Genomic DNA, 25286 nt, shown 5'->3' with positions numbered 1-25286 from the left:
GGGCCGTTTCCGGCCCATAGCCGGCATCCGGTGCCGAGCCTTCAGCGCGAAAACCGACCTCAATCCGAAATCCGGCTCAGCCCCAGACTTAGCCCCAGGCCTCTTACAGCTTCTGGAAATCCTCCAGAATGTCGAGCAGCTGTGTCAGTTTCTCCTTGCCGATGACCTCTTCTATGCGCGCCGCGATTGCCTTGGCGTCATCGAGCTTCTCCTCGATGATTGCCTGTCCGGCCGGCGTAATCGCCACCGTTTGCTTGCGCCTGTCCTTCTCGTCCGCCTGGCGGGTCACCAACCCCTTTTCCAGAAGCGTCTGAACGATACGGGTCTGACTGGGCAACAGCAGGCAGGCGCGGTCGGCCAGGGTCGAGGCATCCTGTGGACCGAATTCTTCCAGCACCCGCAGGATGCGCCACTGCTGTTCGGTGATGCCGCAGTCGGAGAGCATCTCGCGGATCGGGCCCATGACCTTCTCGCGCGCCCGGATCAGCGCAATCGGGATGGAGCGTCTTGTGGACGGCAGCGCCGGGCCGTCAGCGGGTTCAGTGTCGTCGATCATGCAAGGTCCATAGCGAATTGGCAGATTATTAGACACAAAAAGTTTGACAGTTTCGATCTCATATATTTAACATAGCAAATATTGCACTGTTAAGGAAATCCCATGCCGCACATATCGCTGGAATATTCCGCCAACCTGGAACAGCGGGCCGACATAAAGGCCCTGTGCGAGCATCTGCGTGCGCAAGCCGCGACCATCGATGCCCTTCCCATGCCCGGTCTGCGGGTGCGGGCCATACGATGCGACCACTATGCAATCGCCGACGGCAACCCGAAACATGCCTTCATCGACATTTCCGTACGCCTTCGCGCCGGACGGCCGGACGACGTCAAGCGCGACGCAGCGGAGCGTCTGTTCAAGGCCGCAAAGGCTTTCCTGGAACCGGTCCTGGCCACCAGTTCGCTCGCGTTATCGCTTGAGATGCGCGACATCGACCCGGACCTTTCGCCCAAGACGGGCACCATTCGCGACCATTTGGGGACTGTCTGACCCATGTCTGACCTTCAGAACAACATCGAAAAACTTGAGACCTACCTCGCAAGGTTCCGGGAGACCGGCGTGCTGAACCAGATCGGCGGCAAGGCCTGCCCCGCAGCCTCCGGCGCGACATTCGAAACCACCTCCCCGGTAGACGACAGCCTGATCTGCAAGGTTGCCAGGGGGGATGCTGCCGATATCGACGCTGCAGCCAGGGCCGCCAAGGAGGCCTTTCCGGCATGGCGCGATTTGGCCGCGACGGAGCGCAAGAAAATCCTTCACAAGATTGCCGACGGCATTGTCGCCCGCGCCGAAGAAATCGCCTTTTGCGAATGCTGGGATACCGGTCAGGCCCTGCGTTTCATGTCGAAGGCCGCCCTGCGCGGCGCCGAGAACTTCCGCTTCTTCGCTGACAAGGCGCCAGGTGCCCGCGACGGTCAGGCCCTGCCATCACCGACCCTCATGAACGTCACGACCCGTCTTCCGATCGGACCGGTCGGCGTGATCACGCCCTGGAACACGCCTTTCATGCTGTCGACCTGGAAGATCGCGCCGGCGCTCGCTGCAGGCTGCACCGTGGTCCACAAGCCGGCGGAATTTTCTCCAGTCACTGCACGCATCCTGATGGAAATTGCAGAAGAAGCCGGCCTGCCGAAAGGTGTCTGGAACCTTGTCAACGGCCTCGGCGAAGAAGCCGGCAAGGCCCTGACAGAACATCCTGACATCAAGGCCATCGCCTTCGTCGGCGAGAGCCGCACCGGGTCCATGATCATGCGACAGGGGGCGGAAACCCTGAAACGGGTGCATTTCGAGCTCGGCGGCAAGAACCCCGTGATCGTTTTCGACGATGCCGATCTCGACCGGGCGCTGGATGCGGCAATCTTCATGATCTATTCGCTCAACGGAGAGCGCTGCACCTCGTCCTCGCGCCTTCTGGTGCAGGACACGATTGCCGAGGAATTCGAGGCAAGGCTCATCGATCGGGTGAACAACATCAAGGTCGGTCATCCCCTCGACCCAAAGACCGAAATCGGCCCGCTGATCCACAAGACCCATTTCGACAAGGTGACCGGCTACTTCGAAATCGCCCGCCAGGACGGTGCAACGATTGCCGCTGGCGGCAGCCGCGTCGGGACGGAAGGCTGCTTCGTGCGCCCAACCCTCTTCACCGGCGCGAATAACGCCATGAAGATCGCCCAGGAAGAAATCTTCGGCCCGGTCCTGACCTCCATCCGCTTCGGGTCGGAAGAAGAAGCACTTCGGATCGCCAATGACATTCCCTACGGCCTGACCGGCTACGTCTGGACCAACGACCTGACGCGGGCGCTGAGGTTCACCAACGCTCTGGAAGCGGGCATGATCTGGGTGAACTCGGAAAACGTCCGCCACCTGCCCACCCCCTTCGGCGGCGTCAAGGCCAGCGGCATCGGCCGCGACGGCGGCGACTGGTCGTTCGAATTCTACATGGAGCAGAAACACATCGGCTTTGCGACCGGCCAGCACGCCATCCCGCGCCTTGGTGCGTGAGGAATGTGAACGACATAAGATCGCAGTAACGGGAGGAGACTATGGGAGAAATCGTTCTCGCGGCCAAGGTCACGCATGTGCCGACCATGCTGATGTCGGAACAGCCCGGACCTGTGGAGGGCAAGCGTCAGCCGGCTATCAACGGTCATTACGAAATCGCGCGCCGGGCAAAAGCGCTCGGCGCGACGACGGCGATCGTCTGCGACACGCATTGGGTGATCAACGCAGGCTTTCACATCAATGCCAACAAGCGGTTCGAAGGCCTGTTCACCTCGAACGAATTTCCGCATTTCATCCAGAACCTGCCTTACGCCTACGAGGGCAACCCGGAGATGGGCGACGCCATCGCAAGAGAGGCAACCGAGCGCGGCGCTTTCACGCTCGCCCATCATCTCGATAGCCTGGAACTTGAATACGGCACGCTGGTGCCGATGCGGTTCATGAGCCGGGAACACGACATGAAGGTCGTCTCGGTCGCCGCCTGGTGCACGGTGCACGGCCATGACGAGAGCCGTATCGTCGGCGAAGCGATCCGGGCGGCAGTCGAAGCCAGTGACGAGAAGGTGCTGCTGCTTGCCTCGGGCTCCCTGTCTCACAAGATCTGGGCCAACAAGGACTACGCCGCCAACAACGGCACTTTCACCATCTCATCCGAGTTCAACCGGCAGGTCGATCTGCATGTCCTCGACATGTGGCAAAGGGGCGATCATGCCACCTTCCTGAAGATGCTGCCGGAATATGCCGACCATTGCTGCGGCGAAGGCTCCATGCACGACACCGCCATGCTCTATGGCGCGCTCGGCTGGGACAGCTACACCGCCGAATGCGAGGTCGTGACCGACTATTTCCCCAGTTCCGGCACCGGACAGACCAACGTCATCTTCCCGGTCCAATAGGTTTATCGCAGGAGCCTTCCATGCCCATTCCGGCCCCCAATCTCTATCCACCCTTCAACATCATCCGGCTCAGCCATGTGGAACTGGGCGTCACGGATCTGGCCAAGAGCCGGGCCTTCTATGTCGACACGCTCGGGCTTCAGGTCACGGACGAATCCGATGAGGCGATCTATCTGCGCGCCATGGAAGAACGCGGCCACCATTGCCTTGTTCTGCGCAAATCGGCAGATGCCGCTGCCCGTGATCTCGGCTTCAAGGTGTTCGACGAGGAAAACCTCGACAAGGCCGCGCACTTCTTCAAGGGCAAGGGGTTGCCGGTCGACTGGGTCGAGCGGCCCTATCAGTCGCGCACATTCCGGACCCGCGATCCGCATGGCATTCCGCTGGAGTTCTACGCCAAGATGGACCGCCTGCCGCCGATCCATCAGAAATACGCGCTCTACAAGGGCGTGAAGCCGCTCCGCATCGACCACTTCAACTGCTTCTCGCCGGACGTCGATGCTTCCGTTGCCTTCTACAACGAGCTTGGCTTCCGGGTGACCGAATACACGGAAGACGAGGCAACCGGCCGTCTGTGGGCCGCCTGGACCCACCGCAAGGGCGGCGTCCACGACATTGCCTTCACCAACGGCAAGGGCCCGCGCCTCCATCACACGGCGTTCTGGGTGCCGACCCCGCTCAATATCATCGACCTGCTCGACCTGATGGCAACCACTGGCTGGGTATCCAATATCGAGCGCGGCCCGGGCCGACACGGCATTTCCAACGCCTTCTTCCTCTACATTCGAGACCCGGACGGCCACCGGATCGAGATCTACTGTTCGGATTACCAGACGGTCGATCCGGATCTGGAACCGATCAGGTGGGACCTGAAGGATCCGCAGCGGCAGACCCTTTGGGGCGCGCCAGCTCCCAAGAGCTGGTTCGAGGAAGGATCCCTGTTCGAAGGAACCGAAGTTCAGGCCCCCAGCCTTGCCGCACAACCGATTGTTGCGCCATAGGTGAAACAGACAATGGTTGGAAGAATGCGATGAACTGGACTGACTTTGCCGGCTGGGGCCGGAGGGTGGCCGACTGGGCCGCAGACTATCACCAGACCCTGCGGCAGCGGCCTGTCCGTGCCCAGGTGAAGCCGGGTGAAATCCTCAACGCCCTGCCCGAGGCACCTCCCGAACTTGCCGAGGAGATGGAGAAGATCTTCGCGGACTTCGAGAAGATCGTGCTGCCGGGCATGACCCATTGGCAACACCCGCGCTTCTTCGCCTATTTCCCCGCCAATGCGTCCCCGCCATCAATGCTGGCGGAATATCTCGTTACCGCCATGGCGGCGCAGTGCATGCTGTGGCAGACCTCTCCGGCGGCAACCGAGATGGAAACCAGGATGATGGACTGGCTGCGCCAGGCCGTCGGTCTGCCCGGGTCCTTTACCGGAGTGATCCAGGACAGCGCCTCCACCGCAACTCTGGCCGCCGTCCTGACCATGCGCGAGCGCGCCCTTTCATGGGATGGCAACAAGGCCGGCCTCAGCGGGCAACCGCGCCTTCGGGTCTATTCCTCCAATGAGGTCCACACCTCCATCGACAGGGCAATCTGGATCTCCGGCATCGGCCAGGACAATCTGGTGCGTATCCCCGTTCTGGGCCCACGTCGCTCCATGGATCCGGACGCGCTGCGTGCGGCCATCGAAGCCGATCTTGCGGCTGGTTTCCGGCCAGCCGGCATCATCGCCTGCACCGGTGGCACCGGCGTTGGCGCGTCGGATGATGTTGGAGCGGTCGTCACGGTCGCGAAGGACTTCGGCCTCTATGTGCATCTTGATGCGGCCTGGGCAGGCGCGGCGATGATCGTCCCCGAGTACCGCGAGCTCTGGGAAGGCGTCGACGGCGTCGATTCCATGGTCTTCAACCCGCACAAATGGCTTGGAGCCCAGTTCGATTGTTCCGCCCATTTCGTTCGCGACCCGGAAGACCTTGTGCGTACTTTGGCGATCCGGCCGGAATATCTGAAGACCCACGGCCACGACGGGATCGTCAACTATTCCGAATGGTCCGTTCCGCTTGGCCGCCGTTTCCGGGCCTTGAAACTCTGGTTCCTGATGCGTTCCTACGGTTTGGAAGGCCTGCGAGGGCGCCTGCGCAACCATGTCGACTGGTCAACCGCTCTTGCCGAGCGTTTGCGCGCAGAACCGGATTTTGAAATCACCTCCGAGCCCGTCCTTTCCCTGTTCAGCTTTCGCTTTGCCCCTGAAGGTGCAAGGGACCTCGACACGCTCAACCAGCGCCTCGTCGATACCATCAACGACGATGGCCGGATCTACCTGACCCAGACCCTGCTGGATGGTGCCAAGGTGGTCCGCTTCCAGGTCGGGCAGTTCGACTGCACACAGGAAGACGTCGCCTTTGCCTTCGACGTCATTACCGAAATTGCCAGAAACATGGAGACCGCATGACCCGGCTCGCAACCTACAGCGCCGACGGACAACAATTCTACGGAGCCGTCACTGATACCGGCATGATCGCCCTGTCGCCGGACTTTCCGCAGTGGCCGACGCTTTACGACGCCATCCGCGCCGGCGGTCTGCAGGATCTCGTCACTGCCGCAAAGGACAAGCCGGTTACGCATTCCGAGTTCACTTATGAAATGGTGCTGCCGGACGCGCCGCGGATCCTGTGTGTTGGCGTCAACTTTCCCGACCGCAATGCGGAGTACAAGGACGGCAGCACCCAACCGAAATACATGTCCTTGTTCCCGCGGTTTGCCAGCGGGTTCACCGGCCACGACCGTCCGCTGATCCGACCGCCCGAAAACCACACACTCGATTACGAGGGTGAAGTGGCCATCGTCATCGGCAAGACCGGCCGACGCATCAAGGCGGAAGATGCCTATGACCATATCTGCGCCCTGACCCTGTGCAATGAAGGCACCATCCGCGACTGGGTCCGGCACGCGAAATTCAACGTCACCCAGGGCAAGAACTGGGACTGCTCCGGTTCTATCGGTCCCTGGCTCGTGCCTTTCGAAAAGGCAGACCAACTGGATGAGGCCCGCATTCAGACCCGCGTCAACGGAGAGTTGCGCCAGGACGATCACCTGAAGCGCATGACATTCCCGATCCGTGAGGAAATCGCCTACATCTCGACTTTCATGACACTTCAGCCCGGCGACATCATCGTCACCGGCACGCCGACAGGTGCCGGCGCCCGGTTCGACCCTCCCCGCTATCTGAAACCCGGTGACGTGGTCGAGATCGAGGTCGATGGCATAGGCATCTTGCGGAACGGGGTGGAGGATGAAAAATGAGCCTGAGCGAAGCAGACATCTCCAAAGCCGCAAATGATCTCCTGAACGCGGAAAAGACGCTCGAGCAGATTGGTCTTCTCACCCTGCGCCATCCGAACCTCGACATGGACGGGGCCTATGCAATCCAGAAAGAACTTGCCCGGGCGAAGCTTGCCGAAGGCCGCAAGATCATCGGCTGGAAGATCGGTCTGACGTCGAAAGCCATGCAGGACGCGCTCAAGATCGACATTCCGGACAGTGGAGTCCTCTTCGACGACATGCTGTTTGAAACCGGAGCCACGGTCCCCAAGGGTCGGTTCATCCAGCCGCGCATCGAAGCGGAAATTGCCTTTGTCATGAAGGCCTCTCTCGGTTGCGCCAACGTCACGCGCCAGGATGTACTTGCGGCGACGGATCACGTGTGTCCGAGCCTGGAGATTCTCGATACGCGCATCCAGCGCGTCGATCCGGAGACGGGACAGACTCGCAAGATCTTCGACACCATTGCCGATAACGCCGCCAATGCCGGCCTGGTTCTGGGCAACGAAAAGCATGATCCCGGAGCGGTCGACCTCCGTTGGGCCGGCGCCATCGTCACCAGGAACGGTGAAGTGGAGGAGACCGGCCTTGGTGCGGGCGTCCTCAACGATCCGGTCGAGAGCGTCGTTTGGTTGGCGCGGCGCATGGCCGATTACGGACAGACAATCGAAGCCGGACAGATTATTCTGTCCGGATCCTTCATCCGGCCAGTGGAATGCCCCTCCGGTTCGAAGGTCCACGCCGACTTCGGCCCGTTCGGGTCTGTATCCTGCTCCTTCGCCTAATAGGGAATACCATGCCAGCGCCTCAAAACGCCTTCAAAGCCGCCTTGAATTCCGGTCAGCCGCAGATGGGCTGCTGGGTCGGGCTTGCCGATGCCTACACGGCGGAGATTACCGCGAGTGCCGGCTTCGACTGGCTGTTGATCGATTGCGAACACGCGCCCAACGACCTCAGATCCATGATGGCGCAGCTGAAAGTGGTCGAGGCCTCTGGCAGCAAGCCGGTCGTGCGGGTACCCATCGGCGAGACCTGGATGATCAAGCAGTTCCTGGATGCCGGTGCGCAATCGCTGCTGGTCCCGATGGTGGAAAGCAAGGTGCAGGCAGAAGAGCTCGTCAGTGCCGTACGTTATCCGCCGGTCGGTGTGCGCGGCGTTGGATCCGCGCTTGCCCGCGCGTCCGGCTTTTCCGCCATTCCCGACTACCTGACGACTGCCGACGGTGAGATCTGCCTGCTGGTTCAGGTGGAAAACCGCGCCGGCCTGGCAGACCTCGACGGCATCCTGTCGGTCGACGGCGTTGATGGTGTCTTCATTGGGCCCTCGGATCTGGCCGCCGATATGGGCCACCTCGGTGACCCGATGCATCCTCAAGTCGTTGCCGTAATCCTCGACGCCATGAAACGCATCAAGGCTGCCGGCAAGGCACCGGGTATCCTGACCACCAATCTGGATTTCGCCCGCACCTGTCTGGAGCTTGGCGCAACCTTCGTTGCCACGTCGATCGACGTTACCCTCTATGCCGCGGCCATCCGCGGTGCAGCCCGGCAGGCAAAGGAGTTACTTGGGTCGGTCGAAGGCTAAAGGCCAGAGGCTCGATGCAGTCTCTTGAACAAGGTGCCCATCCTTCGAGACGGGCCTGAAGGCCCTCCTCAGGATGAGGCCTTGGGGTGGTAGTATGAGCTGTCCTTGACTGACCGGATCCGAGACGCCTGCCTGCCAGAACCCCGGTAACTACGTCAGACAGGTCACCATGTCGGACTTTCCACCCCCGGGAGCCCTTTCACCGAAGAGCCTCCCAACCACCCTCCTCATCCTGAGGAAGCGCGAAGCGCTGTCTCGAAGGATGGGCCGCGTGAACGAAAAAGAGCCGCCAGTCCATCTGTGGGGACCTGCGGCTCTTCAAACATGAGGCCGTAGCGGACGGTGCCGAAAACCTAGCCCAGCACAACCACCTTGGCGCCGACATTGACGCGGTTGTAGAGATCGATGATGTCCTGATGCCACATGCGGATACAGCCGCTGGAAGCATTGGTACCGATGCTGGAGGGCTGGTTGGTGCTGTGGATGCGGTAGAGCGTATCCTTGTTGCCTTGCCACAGATAAAGCCCGCGTGCGCCGATCGGATTGCTCGGACCGCCGTCCTGCCCGTCGCGATATTTTGCCAGTTTCGGATCCCGTTCGATCATCTCGTCCGGCGGAAACCATTTCGGCCACTCGCGCTTGAAGCGGATTTCCGCTTCACCGTTCCAGGCAAAGCCGGCGCGACCGACACCGATGCCATAGCGGATGGCACGACCACCGGGCTGGATCAGGTAGAGATACTTGCTGCCGGGATCGACAACGATTGTGCCGGAGGGATATTTGCTCGGATAGAACACCACCTGGCGCAGATATTTCGGGTCGAACTTCTGATACTGGATCGCCGGTATCGAAAACCCGCCATCGGTTCTGGCGGCATAGGCCGTCGCATAATCCGGTGTCCCGTCGGCCAGCGGGGTCAATCCCGCCTGCACGGTTGAACTCTGCTGGCTCTGGCAGGCTGCCAGCAGCAGGGGTATTGCAGCAACAAATGTGCGTCGGCTCATCGTGGAAGCCATATTCGCGTCCTTTCAGCGGCGTGCTCGAACCGTCAAACTTGCAATAATACGGTTCTGACCGGATCAGAAAATTCTAAAGACACATCACGCGATCCAAGAGCGAAAGCAACATATTTATGGTAAACAGTTGATTAAAATTGGGGCTTTTCTGCCGTTAGGTTACGCAAACAATCAGGCGCTCAACCTGTTGCGGCAGGCAATCAGGTCCATTCTTGTGACAGGCACCAGCGCTCCACGGCTGCCGATCACATGCGCGGCAAGGGCACAGCCCGCACGAACTGCCTCACGCGTTCTTGCCCGTTCCATGTATTCGACCAGGAACGCTGCATTGAAACTGTCGCCTGCTGCCGTCGTGTCGACGACCGTGCTTGCCGGTTCCGGCTGATACTGAAAACTGTCGCCATCGGCCCCGCGCACAAGGATCGGCCCCGCCCCGTTCTTGACCACGACCAGCCGCGCCCCATTGGCGAGATAGCGCGCCGCGGTCGCCGCTTCGTCGGTATCCTTGAAATGGCCGGCTTCATCTTCAAACGACGGCAGCACGATGCCGGCGACACTGGCCGCCTTCATCGTCCAGCGGCACATTTCGTCACTTGCCGGCCACAGGCGCGGCCGCAGGTTCGGGTCGAAGACGATTTCCGCGCCGCGCCCGGCAGCCGCCTGCAGGGCGGCTAGCAGCCGATCCCGGGCCGTTTCGGCAAGAATGGCCACGGTGATACCGGAAAAATAGAGCAGGTCTCCTTCCCCGGCTGTCTCCAGTGCGGTGAGATCGTCGGCAAGATGCCGGGCCGCGGACTGAGAGCGCCAGTACTGAAAGCTTCGTTCGCCTTCGCTCAGGAAGATCATGTACATGCCTGGTGCAGCACCTGGCACCGTGGCCATCAAGGGCCTGATTCCTGCAGCTTCGATAAAATCCGTCAGTTGTCCGGAAAGTGCGTCATCGCCGACGGCACTCAGGTACCCGACATCCAGCTTTTCGGTGTCCGTCAGCTGGCTCGCGTACCAGGCCGTGTTGAACGTATCGCCGGCAAAGCCGACGGCGTAGGTTCCTGACGGTGTCGGTGAAAACTCGACCATGCATTCGCCGATGGCGAGAAACCGCATCGGCATACTCATTCCTCGAAATGGTCCAGGTTCTCGGCGCGGATGCGGCCGAGAATGGTGGCAATCCGGCCCAGGTGTTCGGTCAGCATGGATTCGGCCAGTTTGCCGTCCCGCCTGCGAATGGCCGACATGATACGGAAATGGTCGTCCAGTGCGACTTGCGCGCCGGACGCCAGCGACAGGAACCGCACCCGGTCCATATGCGCTTTCTGCTCGCGGATCAGCGCCCAGACATAGTCGTGGCCCGAGATTTCACAGATCCTCCGGTGAAACGTATCGTCAAGCGTGTGAAACAATTGGCGTTCATTCGCATCCACCGCCGCCTGCTGCTGTGCAAGCAGCTCGTCCAGATCGTCGATCTGTGCGTCCGTGATCACTTCGATGGCGGCTCGCATGCAGGCAACTTCCAGCGCCGTCCGCACGAACTTGGCCTTCAGCACCGCAACTTCCGAGATCTTGGAGATAACCGTTGCCCGTTGGGGCCGGATCAAAAGGAACCCGAGCTGCGACAGCCGGTAGAAGGCATCGCGCACGGGTTGGCGAGACACGCCGAAGGCCTTGGCCACTTCCGCTTCCGACATGCGCGTGCCCGGCGCCAGGTCCAGTGACAGGATCTGCTGGTGCAATTCCTCGAACACCGTATCTGCGACGGTCGGGATCTTGATCGGCTCGAGCACCTTCAGGGCGCTACTTTCTGACATCAGCGTTGTCTCCGTTGACTCGTCTACTCAACTAGCATATCAGTTTACTAGTAGCAACATCAGCCTGCCCAAAGGCGCCACGGGAGAAACGAATGTCACTGGAAAGAGCGGATGCACCGGATATTTCGGAACAGGGCCTTGACCCGCACCGCCTGTTTCCCGCCGATGCGACCTCGCGCAAGATCGCGACGGAGCTTTATGCCACCGTCAAGGATCTGCCGATCGTCAGCCCGCACGGACACACGGATCCGCGCTGGTATGCCGAAAACGAAGCTTTCCCCGATCCGGCGCAACTGTTCATCGTTCCCGATCACTACGTCTTCCGCATGCTGTTCTCGCAAGGGATCGACCTCAGCCAACTGGGCGTGCCGCGCATCGACGGCGGCTTGAGCGAGACCGACAGCCGCAAGATCTGGCGAACCTTTGCCGAGAACTTCCATCTTTTTCGGGCCACACCTTCACGCATGTGGCTGGAGCATTCCTTTCAGGAAGTCTTCGGCTGGACCAAACGGATCTCCGCCCAAACCGCGGATGAAGCCTACGACCACATTGCCGATTGCCTGAGCCGCCCGGAATTCCGGCCTCGTGCGCTGTTCGAGCGCTTCAACATCGAGGTGATCGCAACCACGGAATCACCGCTGGACGACCTGAAATGGCACCGACAGATCCGGGACAGCGGCTGGAAAGGGCGGGTTGTCACGGCTTATCGCCCCGATGCGGTTGTCGACCCGGAGTTCGAGGGATTTAGCGCCAACGTCGAAAAATTCGGCGAGCTCGCCGGTGAAGACACCACCAGCTGGCAGGGCTACCTCAATGCCCACCGGGTGCGCCGGGCCTATTTCAAGTCCTTCGGTGCAACGTCGTCCGATCATGGTCACGCCACCGCACGCACCGAGAACCTGTCGGCTGCGGATGCTGAAGCCCTGTTCCAGAAGGCCCTGAAAGGCAATTGCTCACCAGAGGAAGCCGACGCATTCCGCGGCCATATGCTGACGGAAATGGCACGAATGAGCCTCGAGGACGGGCTGGTTCTGCAGATTCATCCGGGCAGCTACCGCAATCATTCGTCCGGCATCATGGCAGCCCATGGCCGGGACAAGGGTTTCGACATCCCCACCCAGACCAGCTACGTCAAGGCGCTCAAGCCGCTGCTGGACGCGGTCGGTTTGGAAAAGGACCTTTCGATCATTCTCTTCACGCTGGACGAAACGGCCTATTCTCGTGAACTGGCCCCGCTTGCCGGCGTCTATCCGACGCTCAAGCTCGGTCCGGCCTGGTGGTTCTACGACAGCCCGGAAGGCATGCGCCGCTACCGGGAACTGACCACGGAAACCGCGGGTTTCTACAACACAGTCGGTTTCAACGACGACACCCGCGCCTTCTGCTCGATTCCGGCCCGCCACGATGTGGCCCGCCGTGTCGATTGCGCTTACCTCGCATCGCTCGTGACATCCGGGAGGCTGGACGAGGACGAGGCATATGAGGTCGCTCACGACCTCACTTACAGGCTTGCCAAGCAGGCCTATCGGCTCTGACGAGCCAATTTCGGGAGGAGACTATGAAAGTATTGAAGACCCTTGCGGCATCGCTTCTGGCCACCGCCGCGCTCACATCCGCATCGCTTGCATGCGAAGTGACACTGAAATCGTCCGACACCCATCCGGACGGCTATCCGACGGTGGAGGCCGTCAAGCAGATGGGCAAGCTGCTGGAAGAGCGCACTGACGGCCGCATCTGTGTCGAAGTGTTCCATTCCGCGCAGCTTGGCGAGGAAAAGGACACCATCGAACAGACCAAGTTCGGCGTCATCGACCTGAACCGCGTCTCCATGGGCCCGTTCAACAACCTGGTCGAGGAAACCAAGGTTGTCTCGCTGCCTTACATCTTCAAGGGCGTCGATCACATGCACACAGTGATGGACGGTCCGATTGGTGACGAGATCCTGGCGGCGTTCGAACCGCACGGCTATGTCGGCCTTGCCTTTTACGACGGCGGGTCGCGCAGCTTCTACAACAAGGTCAAACCGATCAAATCGATTGAAGATCTTGAAGGCATGAAGGTTCGCGTCATGCAGTCCGACATCTTCGTCGACATGATGTCGGCGCTCGGTGCCAACGCGACGCCGATGCCCTATGGCGAAGTCTATTCGTCCATCCAGACCGGCGTTATCGACGGTGCGGAAAACAACTGGCCGTCCTACGAATCTTCCGGTCACTTCGAAGTTGCCGGCTACTACACTCTGGACGAACACCTGATCGTGCCGGAAGTGCTGGTGATGTCGAAGAAGTCCTGGGACAATCTGTCTCCGGAAGACCAGGCAGCCGTCCGCCAGGCTGCAAAGGACTCGGTCCCCTTCATGCGCGAACAGTGGCAGGCCCGCGAAAAGGCGTCTGAAGAAAAAGTCCGCGCTGCCGGTGTCGAAGTCGTCACGGAAATCGACAAGGAGCCGTTCATGGCAGCCATGGACAGCGTCTACGAGAAGCACGTGACCTCCGAAAATCTGAAGGATCTCGTCGCCCGCATCCGCGCGACCGACTGATCTTCGCAAGCCCGCAGTCGGCAAAGCTGTTTCGCGGTCCATCGACCGCGGAACGGCCCGGCTGGCTGCTGGCCGTTTTTCAGGATCCGCCTTGACCCGGTTCCCTGCTTCAGGATCTCGACGTGCAGCCTCATCTCAAGTTCACCGCGCAGATGTTGCGCCATGTCTCCACGGCAGCGCTCTGGCTTGCCGGAGGCGGCCTCATTCTCATGACCGTGTTCATCACGGCGCAGGTCTTCATGCGCTACGTCATGAACGACAGTCTCGTCTGGTCGGAACCTGCTTCCGTCATCCTGATGGGCTGGTTCATCTTCCTGGGCGCCGCCGTCGGCATCCGTGAAGGTTACCATCTCAGTTTTGACGTCCTGCTCTACTTTCTGCCGCAGGGAGCCAAACTGGTGCTTTACAGCATCTCCGATGCCGTGGTCGCCGCCTTTGGCGCGGGCATGGCCTGGTACGGCGCGGAACTGGCACTGTCGGCCTGGGATGTAAAACTGCCGTCGCTCGGCGTTTCAGGCGCGGTTGATTTCCTGCCGCTCGTTGGCGGCGGTTGCCTGGTTTTTCTCTTTTCCATCGAACGCCTGATGCGTCGCGCAGCCGGTCTGCCGACCGCACGCTTCGGCGAAGATCCCATCGAAGAGGCTGCTTGATATGGAACCCGTTATCCTCTTCGGCACTTTCACGGTTCTGCTCCTGATTGGCACACCCGTTGCCTTCTGCCTGGGCGCAGCGTCACTGGCCACCGTGCTCTACATGGGCCTGCCGCCCGTCGTCGTCTTCCAGCGTCTGAACTCGGGTGTCTCCGTTTTCGCACTGATGGCGATCCCCTTCTTCATTTTTGCCGGCGAACTGATGGTGCGCGGCGACATTGCCCGAAGGCTGGTGGCGCTCGCCGGGGCCGTGGTCGGGCATATGCGCGGCGGTCTCGGTCAGGTAAACATCACCGCCTCCGTGCTCTTCGGCGGCATCTCCGGCTCCGCCGCGGCGGATGCAACCGCCATCGGCGGCCTGATGATCCCGCAGATGAAGGAAAAGGGCTATTCGGTCGAATACGGTGTCAACGTCACCGTGGTCTCCTCGATCATTGCGCTGATGCTGCCGCCCTCGCACAACATGATCATCTATTCGATCTCGGCTGGCGGGCGTCTTTCCATCGCCGACCTGTTCACAGCGGGCATCCTGCCGGGCCTCTTGCTCGCAGTTTCCCTGATGGTCACAGCCTGGTTCGTTGCCCGCCGTGCCGGTTATCCGACGGAACGCTTTCCCGGCCTGTCGGCTCTTGGTGCGATGTTCATCAACGCCATTCCAGGCCTGCTGTTGATCGGCATCATCTTCGGCGGCGTGCGCTCCGGTGTGTTCACGGCTTCCGAAAGCTCCTGCATCGCGGCCGTCTACGCGCTGCTGGTGACCACGCTTGCCTACCGCACCATGCACTGGCCGGAATTCGTCGCCGCCACGAAAGCCGCGGTGCGCACCACCGCCATGGTTCTGCTGGTCATCGGCTGTGCGGCTTCCTTCGGCTGGCTGCTGGCCTTCCTGCGCATTCCTGCGGAACTTGTGGCATTCATGAAGGGCATTTCCGAGAACCCGCTGATCATCCTGCTGATGATCAACATTGTGCTGCTCTTCCTCGGCACCTTCATGGACATGTCGCCGCTGATCGTCATCACCACGCCGATCTTCCTGCCGGTTGCCACCGCTTTCGGGGTCGACCCGGTCCATTTCGGTGTCATCCTGGTGCTCAACCTCGGGATCGGCCTATGCACGCCGCCGGTCGGCACAGTGCTCTTTGTCGGCTGCGCCGTCGGCCGGATATCGGTCTGGGATGCGATCAGGACGATCTGGCCCTTCTATGGTGCCGCCATCTTCACATTGCTCCTGGTGACCTACATCCCGTCCCTGTCGCTGTGGCTGCCATCCCTATTCCATTGAGGCAAAACCAATGTTCGTGAAAACCTTTCCCGAAGTGACCGCCGACCCGGGCATCCGCCGGCAGGTGCTGTCCGACAGTCCCGACCTGATGGTCGTCGCTTTCCGCTTCCAGCAGGAAGGCGCGGAAGGCAAGCTGCACAATCATCCACACGTACAGTCGACCTATGTCGAAAGCGGCCGTTTCCGCTTCACCATCGACGGCGAGAGCTTCGACGTCAGTCCCGGCGACAGCTTCGTCATCCCCTCCAACGCCCTGCACGGGTGCGTGTGCCTGGAACCGGGGACACTGGTCGATACCTTCACGCCGCGCCGCGACGACTTTCTTTGAACACCGCCTGCACCCAAGGACTTTGCCATGCTGACCGTTGAAACCCGCTACGCCATCGACCCGGACACCGCCAAGACCCTCGACACCACGGGTCTTCGCAAACATTTCCACGCCGCCGGCCTTTTCCAGGATGGCAAGATCAACCTGATCTACACCCATTACGACCGGCTGATCCTGGGCGGCGCCGTCCCCGGAACTCGCGAACTCGTTCTGGATGAAGTGAAGGAAGCCGGCACCCCGTCCCTCCTCGACCGCCGCGAACTCGGCATTCTCAATATCGGGGAGGCCGGCACCGTAAAGGCGGGTGGCGAGACCTATCAGGTCGGCAAGGGAGATGTGCTCTACATCGGCATGGGCTCCGGACCCGTCACCTTCTCCGGCCCGGGCCGCTTCTACATCCTGTCGGCGCCCGCACACCGGGCCTGCCCAAGCAGGCTGATCACCGTCAAGGACGCGCGCCGGGTGGAACTCGGCTCGGCGGAAACCTCCAACGAGCGCGTCATCCTGCAATTCCTGCATCCGGAAGTCGCCGAAAGCTGCCAGTTGCTTATGGGCTACACCCAGTTTGCGCCCGGCTCGGTCTGGAACACCATGCCGGCCCATGTCCACGACCGGCGCATGGAAGCCTATCTCTATTTCGAACTTGGCCCGGACCAGCGTGTGTTCCACTTCATGGGCAAGCCGGACGAGACCCGGCACCTGGTGATGGCCAACGAGGACGCCGTCGTCTCTCCGCCCTGGTCTATCCATTGCGGCGCCGGCACGGGGGCCTACACGTTCTGCTGGGCCATGGCCGGCGATAATGTCGACTTCACCGACATGGACATGGTCGCGATGGGAGACCTGCGATGAGCCCGTTTTCCCTGGAAGGCAAACGCGCCCTGGTGACAGGCGCCAACACCGGCATCGGCCAGGCCATTGCCATCGCCATGAGCAAGGCAGGCGCCGAAGTTCTGTGCGCGGCCCGGCGCGACTGCGACGAAACGCTGGCCCAGATAACCAGGGGCCGCCATGTGCACCTCGATCTGTCCGACCCGATGGCTGCGATGCCACTGTTCGAGGCGGAACAGATCGACATCCTGGTCAACAATGCGGGCATCATCCGCCGCGGCACGGCGGACAGCTTCAGCGAAGCCGACTGGGACGACGTGATGGACGTCAACCTGAAGTCCGTCTTCTTCACCTGCCAGGCTTTCGGCAATGCCGCGTTCAACGCCGGCCGGACCGGGGCAATCGTCAACATTGCCTCGCTGCTGTCCTTCCAGGGCGGTATCAAGGTCGCGTCCTACACCGCGGCCAAACACGGCGTTGCAGGCATCACCAAGCTGCTGGCGAACGAATGGGCGGCGCGGGGCATCAATGTCAACGCCATTGCACCGGGTTACATCGCCACCAACAACACCGAAGCCCTGCGTGACGACCCGGAGCGCAGCCGGCAGATCCTGGAACGCATTCCGGCCGGCCGCTGGGGTGAAGCCAGCGACATTGGAGAAGCCGCGGTCTTTCTCGCTTCACCGGCTGCAAAATACATTCACGGTGCTGTCCTCAATGTGGATGGAGGCTGGCTTGCACGCTGACTTGCCGCGCCTTTCCAGAACAACACCGGCGGCAAAAGCCGGCATCGTTCATCTGGGGCTCGGAGCATTTTTCCGGGCCTTTGGAGCGATCTACATAGAAGAAGCCACGAAGGCTGCAGGCGGCACCGGACAGAACAACTGGGGCATCATCGGCGTCAGCCTGCAAAGCCCACGCATGCATGACCAGCTGGCTCCGCAGGACTTTGTCTACACAGCGCAGGAACTTGGCCCGGAAGGCGAAACCCTTCGCCAGGTAGAGATCATCCGGGATGTGCTGGTCGCACGGGAAAACCCGGAAGCCGTGCTGGCCGCGATGGCGGATCCCGACGTCAGGATTGTCACCCTGACCGTGACGGAAAAGGGTTATTGCCACGATCCGGCAACCGGCAGACTGAATGCCGATCACCCGGACATCACACACGACCTGAAAGCCGCGCTGCCTGTCTCCGCTCCGGGTTACCTTGTGCGGGCGCTTGCAAGACGGAAGGCCGCCGGCTTGCCGCCCTTTACCGTGCTCACCTGTGACAACCTGCCGGACAATGGCCGCCTGGTCCGCCGGATTGTCCTGGATCTTGCCGGGAGGCTCGATCCGGAACTGGCCGCGTGGATCGAAACCGAAGGCCGTTTCCCGTCAACCATGGTCGACCGGATCGTGCCTGCCACAAAACCAGAGGATATCGACGCCCTGGCCCGCAAGACCGGCCGCTACGATGCAGCCCCTGTGCTGCATGAGCCGTTCCGCCAGTGGGTGGTGGAAGATGATTTCGTCCCGGCTTACGGCGCGGATGCGAGGCCGGACCTCGGTGCCGTAGGTGTCGAGCTTGTTGAGAGCGTCACCGCGTTCGAGCACATGAAGTTGCGTATGCTCAACGGCACGCATTCCTCGCTGGCTTACCTCGGCTATCTCGCGGGGCACGAGACGATCGCCGAAACCGTTGCAGATCCGCTGTTTGCCGGGTTCGTGAAAAACCTGTGGCGCCAGGAAATCATTCCGTCCTTCGAGGCTCCGCCGGGTGTTGATCTGGAAGCCTACGCGGATGCGCTTTTCGAACGCTATGCAAATCCCGGCATCCGGCACCGCACCTGGCAGATCGCCATGGACGGCAGCCAGAAACTGCCTCAGCGCATTCTCGGCACCGTGCGCGACAACCTGACGAACGGTCGAAACTGCCCTGGCCTTTGCCTCGCGATTGCCGCCTGGATGATCTATGTCGGCGGCACCGATCTTAAAGGCAAGCCGATTGACGTGCGCGATCCGTTGAGCGATCGCCTCAAGTCTCTTGTCGGAGAAAGCGATGGCGACGCCGGCAAGGTGGCAGCGCTTCTGGGTGTCACCGAAGTCTTCGAACCCGACCTCGCCGCTGCCATTCTGGCGCCCGTCACCGCCGCCTATGCTGCCTTGAAGGCTGACGGTGTCGGCAAATCAATCGGAACCCTGTCATGATCGAAGGTTGGCGCTGGTATGGCGGCTATGACCGCATCTCGCTTTCTGAAATCGCCCAGACCGGTGCTGTCAGCATCGTCACGGCACTGCACGAAATTCCCTACGGCCAGATCTGGCCTCGCGAAACAATCGCGAACACCAGGACCCGGCTCCACGCTGCCGGTTTCGACTGGACCGTGGTGGAAAGCCTGCCGGTTCACGAAGCCATCAAGCGCGGGGAAGGCGATCTTTCGGAACTCTTCGCCAACTACCGGCAATCGATGGCAAACCTGGCCGCTGAAGGCATAAAGGTCATCTGCTACAACTTCATGCCGTTGCTCGACTGGACCCGGACGGACCTGGCCGCGCCCGTGGCACGTGGCGGTACCTGCCTGCGGTTTTCCGCTGCCAGGATGGCGGCCTTCGAAATCTACATGGTCAAGCGACCCAAGGCGGAAGACGATTATTGCGAACAGGTTCTGGTCGAGGCAAAACGCTGGTTTGATGCCGCAAAACAGCCGGACCTCGACCGCTTGACCCAGGCCATCATGGCGGGTTTGCCCGGGGCCTATGATCGTTACGACCCGAACGGCCTGCGTGAGGCACTGGTGCCCTATCAGGGACTCGACCGGGCGGCTCTCAGACAAAACCACAAGCGCTTCCTGGAGGAAGTGGTCCCGGCGGCCGAAGAACTTGGCCTGAAACTGGCGGTACATCCGGATGACCCGCCCCGGGATCTGCTCGGTCTTCCGCGGATCGTCTCGGATGCGGACGACATCGACTGGATCCTGTCGGCGGTGGACAGCCCGTCCAATGGCCTGACGCTGTGCTCGGGCTCACTTGGCGCCAACCCGAAGAACGATGTCCCTGCAATCGCGGAACGCTTTGCCGGCAAGATCCATTTCGCCCATCTGCGCAATGTCGCGAAAGATCCGGATGGTTCGTTCGAGGAAGCAGCGCATCTTGGCGGCGACACCGACATGCCTGCATTGCTCGGCGTTCTTCTTGGCGAAGAAGCCGGACGGCGACACGAGGGCCGTAAAGATGACGAAATCGTCTTCCGGCCAGATCATGGCCACGAGCTGCTGAGCGACGCCGACCGCGGTGCGCATCCGGGCTATCCCCTGATCGGGCGAATGCGCGGACTGGCGGAACTGCGCGGCGTTATCGCAGGTTTGACGGCTCGCCGCGCTGTCCAGGCCTAGCCGTTACACAGGACATGCCCTCGGACTTCGTCTTCGGGCACGCCCAGCGCCTTCAGAAGAGACGGATCGATAACGGTTTCGGAGCGGTTCAGCAGATCCTTGTTGGCCCGCCCGATGGCCTTGCGCGTGTTCGGGCCGAGCGACCCGTCCGGAGTACCCACGTCGATGCCGCTGTTGTTGAGACCGGCCTGCACCAGCCGCACAAGACCGGCATCATATTCATCGACCTGACCGCAGAACTCCCGGGGCACCTCGGCAAAGGCGAGGCTTGCCGGGATGCGTTTGAAGGATGTCTCGAACGTTCCCATGTTTTCGGCGAACAGCTCGACAAAATAGAGCAGCGCAACCCGGTGATTGTACTCCTTCAGCGCCAGACCAACCTCGGTATTGTCGATCCCTGCGGCAATGTTCATCAAGGCCGACGCATCCCGGTCTCGAAACCCCGAAAGCTTGCCGTTGGCTTCCAGTTCGAACAGCGCCACTTGCCCGAAGTCACCGAGCAGACATTTCGAACTGCCATCGCAGACGTAGGACCGCCAGCTGTCGCCATCCGGGCCCTTCACCCCCAGGCAGACAAAATTCTGCCCGGTGACATAGGTCAGGAAAGTGCGTTCGTTGGATTGCAGATTGGCCAGCAGGTCCTGCGACACGGTGTTGAAGCGTCCTTGATACAGGCTGGAACAATAGGACAGCATCTGGCTGCGGCTGAGATTTGACAGATCCTGCGGACGTCCAACGACGAAGATCCCTTCAGCAGCCATTTCCGCCAGGGACAAGTGATACATGGACCCGGGCTTCGTGCCGTACATGTTGCGCATGAAGCCGATGCCGATACCTGTGCTGAGGAAATAGTCCGTAACCTCGTTGACGCCCCGATTGATCAGCTGAACAACCTGCCCGACCTGCTCCGCGCTGTAGTTGCCCTCAGGAAGCTGGATATAAGGCTGATGAATGCCGAGACGGGCGGTTTCGTGAGCAAAACGGCGAGGAAAGAAGAACCCCTCGTATCGCGTGTAGCCCGCCAGAAAGACCAGGGAACAGGCGGACTCGCAGACGGCATTTTCCGGCAGCAGCGTGATGAAGTTCTGCTCCGCGATGTATTTGCCGATTTCCAGCGCCTCGCGCAGGTTGCCGCCCGGGCTGTTGAGGGAAATCACGTTGTTATAGGGGCAGTAGCCGGGCCTCAGGCAGTCCGAAAAGCCGGTGCGTTCCACAAGAGCCTTCAGGTGATCGAGGTCCCCCTTCTGGATCTGTCCCTCGAGGGATATGACCTTGCCCGTCTTGAGACCACCCCAGGCCGGCACGATATGCAGTGTCTCATAGGTATGCGCGCCATCGCCTGCGATGCCGTTTTCGAAATAGGGCAGCGACCCGTCCTTGACGGCACTCTTCGATGTGAAACCGTCTTCAAGGCCCTTGGCGTGACCGACGGCTTCTGCGCTCACCGTCCCAAGGTCCAGAAGCTGGTAGCCGGCGGCTGATGCAGGATTGCTGTCGAGAAGACGCATTTCCGCAGCATGGGCCACCGAAAAGGCAGGAATACATACAGTCACCGACGCAAGCGTCTGTATTACGCTTCGGGCAACGCCTTTTCCCGCCACCGCCGCTACAGCGTTTCGCAACATGATCAGCCCCTCATTCAATCCAATTGTCTGCAATTTGATTTTGTAAGGCCGCAAATGTGGCAGGGATGATGGGACAGCGTCAAATATCCCACTGACGCAGTGGCCACTTTCATTTTTTGCCAGCCGTATGGTAGAAACGGATCAATCCGTGAAACGACCACGTAACGGTTCGGGATATTGCCATGAAGCCTTTTGCATTTCTTTTGATTTTTATTTCCCTGGCCCTGCCTGCCGCGGCGCAAAGCACTATCACGCTTGAGGATTTCGATCTTGGCGGCGACACCAAACCCGCAACTTCCGCCTCGCGTGACGCCAGTGCCCCGGCGGAGACCGACATGGAAAAATGCCTGCTTGATCAGGCCGCCTGCAGCAACTCGGAATTCAAGTCAAACACCGCCCTGTCGATGGACGATGTCGTGAATCTCAAGCTTGTCGATCGAGAAGGTGCTGCCTCCACCCCGCCACCAGCCGGCGGCTCTTCGGAAACCGCGTCATCGGCACCACTGCCGACGATCGACATGGAAATCCTGTTTGATTACAACTCGGCTTCGCTGCGTCCGGACCAGGCCGCGAAGATTACCGAACTCTCGCGCATTCTGAGCCAGGACAAGTTCAAGAACTATCGCTTCCTGCTGCTTGGCCACACAGATGCAAAGGGCAGCGCACAGTACAATCTTGCCCTCTCGCAACAGCGCGCCCAGACGGTCGCAGGTTTCGTTGCAGCCTGGGGTGGGCTTTCAGAGCAGCGTGTTCTGGCAAGCGGAATGGGCGCCTCCAGGCTGAAGGACCAGAGCGATCCCTACGGCGAACAGAACCGCCGCGTCCAGCTGGTCCTGCTGCCGGTCAACTGATCCTCACAAGAGGACCTGCCTACACAGTCGCCACCCCGACGTCCTCCCGGCCAATCGAGGCGCGGGCTGGGATCGGGGATGTACAGACCTTTCGGTTTTAGAGCGCGGGCGCATCTTCGTTGAAAGCGACCCGCTTCTTCTCCTGCGTCAGTTGATCTTGAACTCGGCAAAATGATAGGCGACCCGTTCCGGGTCGGACCCGATGGTCCCGGACATCTCGTTTTGCGCGAGCTGTCCGTTGATCCGCCTGAGCACTTCCTTTTTCTGCTGATCGGAAAAAGCCGGTCCCATTGAGCAGAAGAAGCCGATGCGGTTCGCCCCCTTCTCGTCCGCTTCTTCCACGACCAGCCCATAGCGCGAGCCGGGCGAGATTTCGTACCGGATCTTGCCGCCGCCGAGTTCAACCGTCTTGAAGTACGAAGTCGGGATCGGCGTCACCCGGTTTGACGGCGTTATGTTAAAGAAATCCGGTGCGCACTGCTGCGGCACATCCGCCAGAACCGAGACTTCCTCGCCGGCACTGACCGAACCGGGATAGACCGCCAGCAGGGTCTGCTGATCATCTGTCTCCGGAGCGGCTGCGTTGGTGCGCTTGAAATAGAATTCCGTCTGCATCTGAGACAGCTGCTGCGGCCGCTGCTCGCCGTCGGTCTCGGCCATCACGTCACGCGTCACCCGCTTCATCAAGACGGAGACTTCCGCATCCGGTGTGGCGACGTGGCGGGCCAGCGCCTTGGCAAAAGGCGAGTTCTGTCCGGCACCATCCTTTGCAACGGAATTCGGCAAGGTGGCAAAAGTGACCAGCATGTCGCCAACGGTGCGGATAGGGGCAAGCCCGCGGGTGATCCCGGTGGACCGCCCGTCGGAGGAGGACTGCGACAACAGATGTTCGGCAAAGGGGTTGTTGCGGCAGGCATCAAGGAACAGGAGACTGATCGGCACCTCTTCCATCACCTCCATGAACGAACGCAGGCTGACCGTTTCCCGTTCGATCGAGGTCGCAGACTTCAGTTGCGCATCGACAGGGATCAGAAAATTCTCACCATCCTTCTGAATGCCATGGCCTGCGAAATAGAGCACCGCCACATCCAGGTCCGGAGCACGATCGGCAAGATCGTCCAGGACCTTGCCAAGACCGTCCTCATCAAGGTCGAAATGAACCGAAACTTCGAATCCGACCGCTTCCAGCGACTTGGCGACAAGATCCGCATCCCGTCCCGGGTTACCGAGCCGGCCGATCTGCTCGTAGGACGAATTACCGATAACAAGCGCAAAGCGGTTTTCCTCTGCCTTCGCCAGACCGGCGGCCATCAGAAAAAGACAGCAGAACCCCGTCAGAAGCCTGACACATCTCGACATTTGACCGCCCGGCACCACTGCAACCTCATCCTTAGAAATCATCAATTTGAAATACCTCATGACGCCCTGACAATTGACTCAAGCGACCCTGCGTGATGTTGTCTTGCGAACAGATTGAAACGCAATAAGGAACGGAGAAGCAACCGGGATTTTACACCGGTGCGTCAGTTGCAACGTCTGCGAGCCCGGAAACAACCGGCCCTCAACCTTTCGCTGCAAACACCCGCCAGACCGACCTATTTTATAATTTATCATGCAAGAGTTGGAGAGACTTTCCAGCATGCCGCTTATCCGAACTGTTTTACCCGCCCACCTTATGCATCTGGCGGGCCTTGCCGTCTCCGCCGTCATCGCCCTGCCCCTCCTGACCACTGACGCTTCCGCACAACTCGTTTCATGCGAGAGCATTCAGAAGGACTGGCTTGCGATGCCGCTGAGCGCCGGTCACGAAGACCGCGTCAGGATCTACGACCAGGCCTTCAATGACAGCGATTGCGACGGCATGGTGGTGGAAGGCTTTGGCAAGGAAATCATCGATGCGCGGCTCGACGTCATCGCGCCGTTTCAGGATCTTGAAGGCTATACCGGCAGCCTTGAAACCCTGAAACAGGACTTGGCCGACCTTCAGGAATTCGGCAGCCACTGGCGTATTTCCTATCTGCTCGGAGAAATTCTGCGCAAGCAGCAGCAAACCCTGCCCGCGTTCCGCGCCTATCAGGAAGCCCTTGGCCTGGTGGATGACACCGAGCTGACCCCTGCGGAACCGGCACATGCCATGATCGCCCGGCTGCGCGACCGCCTGGATGAGCTGGCGGTGGTCGTGGCCCAGATTTCAGAGGAACCGGGAGACATCAAGATCCCGGTCACCCGCAGCGGACAGTCGATCTCGCAATACAGCTTTTCCACGCGCGGCTACAAACGCAAGAAGACCCTGGTTCCGATCCAGTTCGTCTACGATCAGGATGTCATGACCAAAGCCGGCCGGACCAGCTTTGAAGACGTGCAGGAGGCCCTGGAAAAGCAGGGTTCCCCGGACATCCAGGTCGTCGGCCATACCGATCCGGTCGGCTCTGATGCCTACAACATGCAACTGTCCATGAAGCGTGCCGAGGCCGTACGTAGCGCCTTGCTGGCAGCCGGATACTCCGGCTCCATCGAGGTGCTTGGCATGGGTGAAAGCCAGCCGTTCCAGTTCGACGATCCATCCCTCTACACCGAGGACGTGCGCAATCAGGCGCACCGGCGCGTTGAATTCGTCCAGAAATAG

At 60.6% G+C, this 25286-nt stretch carries 25 protein-coding genes; 19 read left to right on the top strand and 6 right to left on the bottom strand.

Annotated elements, in window-relative coordinates; all coding sequences use genetic code 11:
• Positions 1 to 103: 103 nt before the first annotated feature.
• Positions 104 to 556 carry a homoprotocatechuate degradation operon regulator HpaR gene (gene hpaR, locus B0E33_RS18200; protein WP_077291965.1) on the bottom strand — a complete coding sequence of 151 codons (453 nt, stop codon included), beginning with the start codon at positions 554 to 556 and terminating at the stop codon, positions 104 to 106.
• Between the two features lie 102 nt (positions 557 to 658).
• Between hpaR and B0E33_RS18195 the strand changes: the two genes are divergently transcribed.
• Genes B0E33_RS18195 through B0E33_RS18160 form a run of 8 tightly spaced genes read left to right on the top strand, consistent with a single transcriptional unit; the run spans position 659 to position 8359 of the window.
• Complete coding sequence (locus tag B0E33_RS18195) at positions 659 to 1045, top strand: 5-carboxymethyl-2-hydroxymuconate Delta-isomerase (RefSeq protein WP_062487467.1); 387 nt, start codon at positions 659 to 661, stop codon at positions 1043 to 1045.
• Between the two features lie 3 nt (positions 1046 to 1048).
• Positions 1049 to 2560, top strand: coding sequence for a 5-carboxymethyl-2-hydroxymuconate semialdehyde dehydrogenase (hpaE, locus tag B0E33_RS18190; protein WP_077291964.1), 1512 nt, complete (start codon positions 1049 to 1051; stop codon positions 2558 to 2560).
• Positions 2561 to 2601: 41 nt separating this feature from the next.
• Positions 2602 to 3456 carry a 3,4-dihydroxyphenylacetate 2,3-dioxygenase gene (hpaD, locus tag B0E33_RS18185; RefSeq protein WP_023003264.1) on the top strand — a complete coding sequence of 285 codons (855 nt, stop codon included), beginning with the start codon at positions 2602 to 2604 and terminating at the stop codon, positions 3454 to 3456.
• Positions 3457 to 3476: 20 nt separating this feature from the next.
• Complete coding sequence (gene hpaD, locus B0E33_RS18180; RefSeq protein ID WP_023003263.1) at positions 3477 to 4457, top strand: 3,4-dihydroxyphenylacetate 2,3-dioxygenase; 981 nt, start codon at positions 3477 to 3479, stop codon at positions 4455 to 4457.
• A gap of 29 nt (positions 4458 to 4486) precedes the next feature.
• Positions 4487 to 5905, top strand: a complete 1419-nt coding sequence (locus tag B0E33_RS18175; protein WP_077291963.1) for a pyridoxal phosphate-dependent decarboxylase family protein — start codon at positions 4487 to 4489, stop codon at positions 5903 to 5905.
• Positions 5902 to 6756: a fumarylacetoacetate hydrolase family protein gene (locus B0E33_RS18170; protein ID WP_077291962.1), complete on the top strand. Its 855-nt coding sequence runs from the start codon at positions 5902 to 5904 to the stop codon at positions 6754 to 6756. The genes B0E33_RS18175 and B0E33_RS18170 overlap by 4 nt, the downstream gene beginning before the upstream one ends.
• Positions 6753 to 7559 (top strand): 2-oxo-hept-4-ene-1,7-dioate hydratase, encoded by an 807-nt coding sequence (hpaH, locus tag B0E33_RS18165; protein WP_208997662.1) that lies wholly within the window; start codon positions 6753 to 6755, stop codon positions 7557 to 7559. Before B0E33_RS18170 ends, hpaH begins: the two co-directional genes overlap by 4 nt.
• Positions 7560 to 7570: 11 nt before the next feature.
• A complete protein-coding gene (locus B0E33_RS18160) occupies positions 7571 to 8359 on the top strand; it encodes an aldolase/citrate lyase family protein (RefSeq protein WP_077291961.1) in 789 nt (262 codons plus the stop codon).
• Positions 8360 to 8712: 353 nt separating this feature from the next.
• Here B0E33_RS18160 and B0E33_RS18155 read toward each other — a convergent pair whose 3' ends face one another.
• From B0E33_RS18155 to B0E33_RS18145, 3 genes are all read right to left on the bottom strand, one after another.
• Complete coding sequence (locus B0E33_RS18155) at positions 8713 to 9375, bottom strand: L,D-transpeptidase (protein WP_077291960.1); 663 nt, start codon at positions 9373 to 9375, stop codon at positions 8713 to 8715.
• Between the two features lie 171 nt (positions 9376 to 9546).
• On the bottom strand, positions 9547 to 10485 hold the full coding sequence (locus B0E33_RS18150; RefSeq protein WP_167579558.1) for a sugar kinase: 939 nt from the start codon (positions 10483 to 10485) through the stop codon (positions 9547 to 9549).
• Between the two features lie 2 nt (positions 10486 to 10487).
• Positions 10488 to 11180, bottom strand: coding sequence for a GntR family transcriptional regulator (locus B0E33_RS18145; protein WP_055656081.1), 693 nt, complete (start codon positions 11178 to 11180; stop codon positions 10488 to 10490).
• Positions 11181 to 11272: 92 nt separating this feature from the next.
• Here B0E33_RS18145 and uxaC point away from each other — a divergent pair, with 92 nt between their 5' ends.
• From uxaC to uxuA, 9 genes are all read left to right on the top strand, one after another.
• Entirely contained in the window at positions 11273 to 12715 is a 1443-nt protein-coding gene (uxaC, locus tag B0E33_RS18140) for a glucuronate isomerase (protein WP_077291958.1), read from the top strand.
• A 23-nt stretch (positions 12716 to 12738) separates the two neighbouring features.
• Positions 12739 to 13719: a TRAP transporter substrate-binding protein gene (locus tag B0E33_RS18135; protein ID WP_023003254.1), complete on the top strand. Its 981-nt coding sequence runs from the start codon at positions 12739 to 12741 to the stop codon at positions 13717 to 13719.
• Between the two features lie 152 nt (positions 13720 to 13871).
• Positions 13872 to 14369, top strand: a complete 498-nt coding sequence (locus tag B0E33_RS18130) for a TRAP transporter small permease (RefSeq protein ID WP_088665314.1) — start codon at positions 13872 to 13874, stop codon at positions 14367 to 14369.
• 1 nt (position 14370) lies between these two features.
• A complete protein-coding gene (locus tag B0E33_RS18125) occupies positions 14371 to 15651 on the top strand; it encodes a TRAP transporter large permease (protein ID WP_055656087.1) in 1281 nt (426 codons plus the stop codon).
• Between the two features lie 10 nt (positions 15652 to 15661).
• Positions 15662 to 15979: a cupin domain-containing protein gene (locus B0E33_RS18120; protein ID WP_023003251.1), complete on the top strand. Its 318-nt coding sequence runs from the start codon at positions 15662 to 15664 to the stop codon at positions 15977 to 15979.
• 27 nt (positions 15980 to 16006) lie between these two features.
• Positions 16007 to 16831, top strand: coding sequence for a 5-dehydro-4-deoxy-D-glucuronate isomerase (gene kduI, locus B0E33_RS18115; RefSeq protein WP_077291957.1), 825 nt, complete (start codon positions 16007 to 16009; stop codon positions 16829 to 16831).
• On the top strand, positions 16828 to 17556 hold the full coding sequence (gene kduD, locus B0E33_RS18110; protein ID WP_055656093.1) for a 2-dehydro-3-deoxy-D-gluconate 5-dehydrogenase KduD: 729 nt from the start codon (positions 16828 to 16830) through the stop codon (positions 17554 to 17556). The genes kduI and kduD overlap by 4 nt, the downstream gene beginning before the upstream one ends.
• On the top strand, positions 17534 to 19000 hold the full coding sequence (locus B0E33_RS18105; RefSeq protein ID WP_077291956.1) for a mannitol dehydrogenase family protein: 1467 nt from the start codon (positions 17534 to 17536) through the stop codon (positions 18998 to 19000). The genes kduD and B0E33_RS18105 overlap by 23 nt, the downstream gene beginning before the upstream one ends.
• Positions 18997 to 20184: a mannonate dehydratase gene (gene uxuA, locus B0E33_RS18100; RefSeq protein WP_062487449.1), complete on the top strand. Its 1188-nt coding sequence runs from the start codon at positions 18997 to 18999 to the stop codon at positions 20182 to 20184. The genes B0E33_RS18105 and uxuA overlap by 4 nt, the downstream gene beginning before the upstream one ends.
• On the opposite strand, the gene B0E33_RS18095 is transcribed toward uxuA, so the two are convergent.
• Positions 20181 to 21809, bottom strand: a complete 1629-nt coding sequence (locus B0E33_RS18095) for a COG3904 family protein (protein WP_156912428.1) — start codon at positions 21807 to 21809, stop codon at positions 20181 to 20183. The genes uxuA and B0E33_RS18095 overlap by 4 nt on opposite strands.
• A gap of 182 nt (positions 21810 to 21991) precedes the next feature.
• Between B0E33_RS18095 and B0E33_RS18090 the strand changes: the two genes are divergently transcribed.
• Complete coding sequence (locus B0E33_RS18090) at positions 21992 to 22660, top strand: OmpA family protein (protein ID WP_077291954.1); 669 nt, start codon at positions 21992 to 21994, stop codon at positions 22658 to 22660.
• A gap of 147 nt (positions 22661 to 22807) precedes the next feature.
• Here B0E33_RS18090 and B0E33_RS18085 read toward each other — a convergent pair whose 3' ends face one another.
• Positions 22808 to 24019: a caspase family protein gene (locus tag B0E33_RS18085; protein ID WP_167579557.1), complete on the bottom strand. Its 1212-nt coding sequence runs from the start codon at positions 24017 to 24019 to the stop codon at positions 22808 to 22810.
• 280 nt (positions 24020 to 24299) lie between these two features.
• Here B0E33_RS18085 and B0E33_RS18080 point away from each other — a divergent pair, with 280 nt between their 5' ends.
• Positions 24300 to 25286 (top strand): OmpA family protein, encoded by a 987-nt coding sequence (locus B0E33_RS18080; RefSeq protein ID WP_167579556.1) that lies wholly within the window; start codon positions 24300 to 24302, stop codon positions 25284 to 25286.

It is taken from the genome of Roseibium algicola (genome assembly GCF_001999245.1).
GTDB lineage: Bacteria > Pseudomonadota > Alphaproteobacteria > Rhizobiales > Stappiaceae > Roseibium > Roseibium algicola.
The sequence above is the reverse complement of the archived record's forward strand: the minus strand, read 5'-3'. Positions and strand labels throughout refer to the sequence as shown.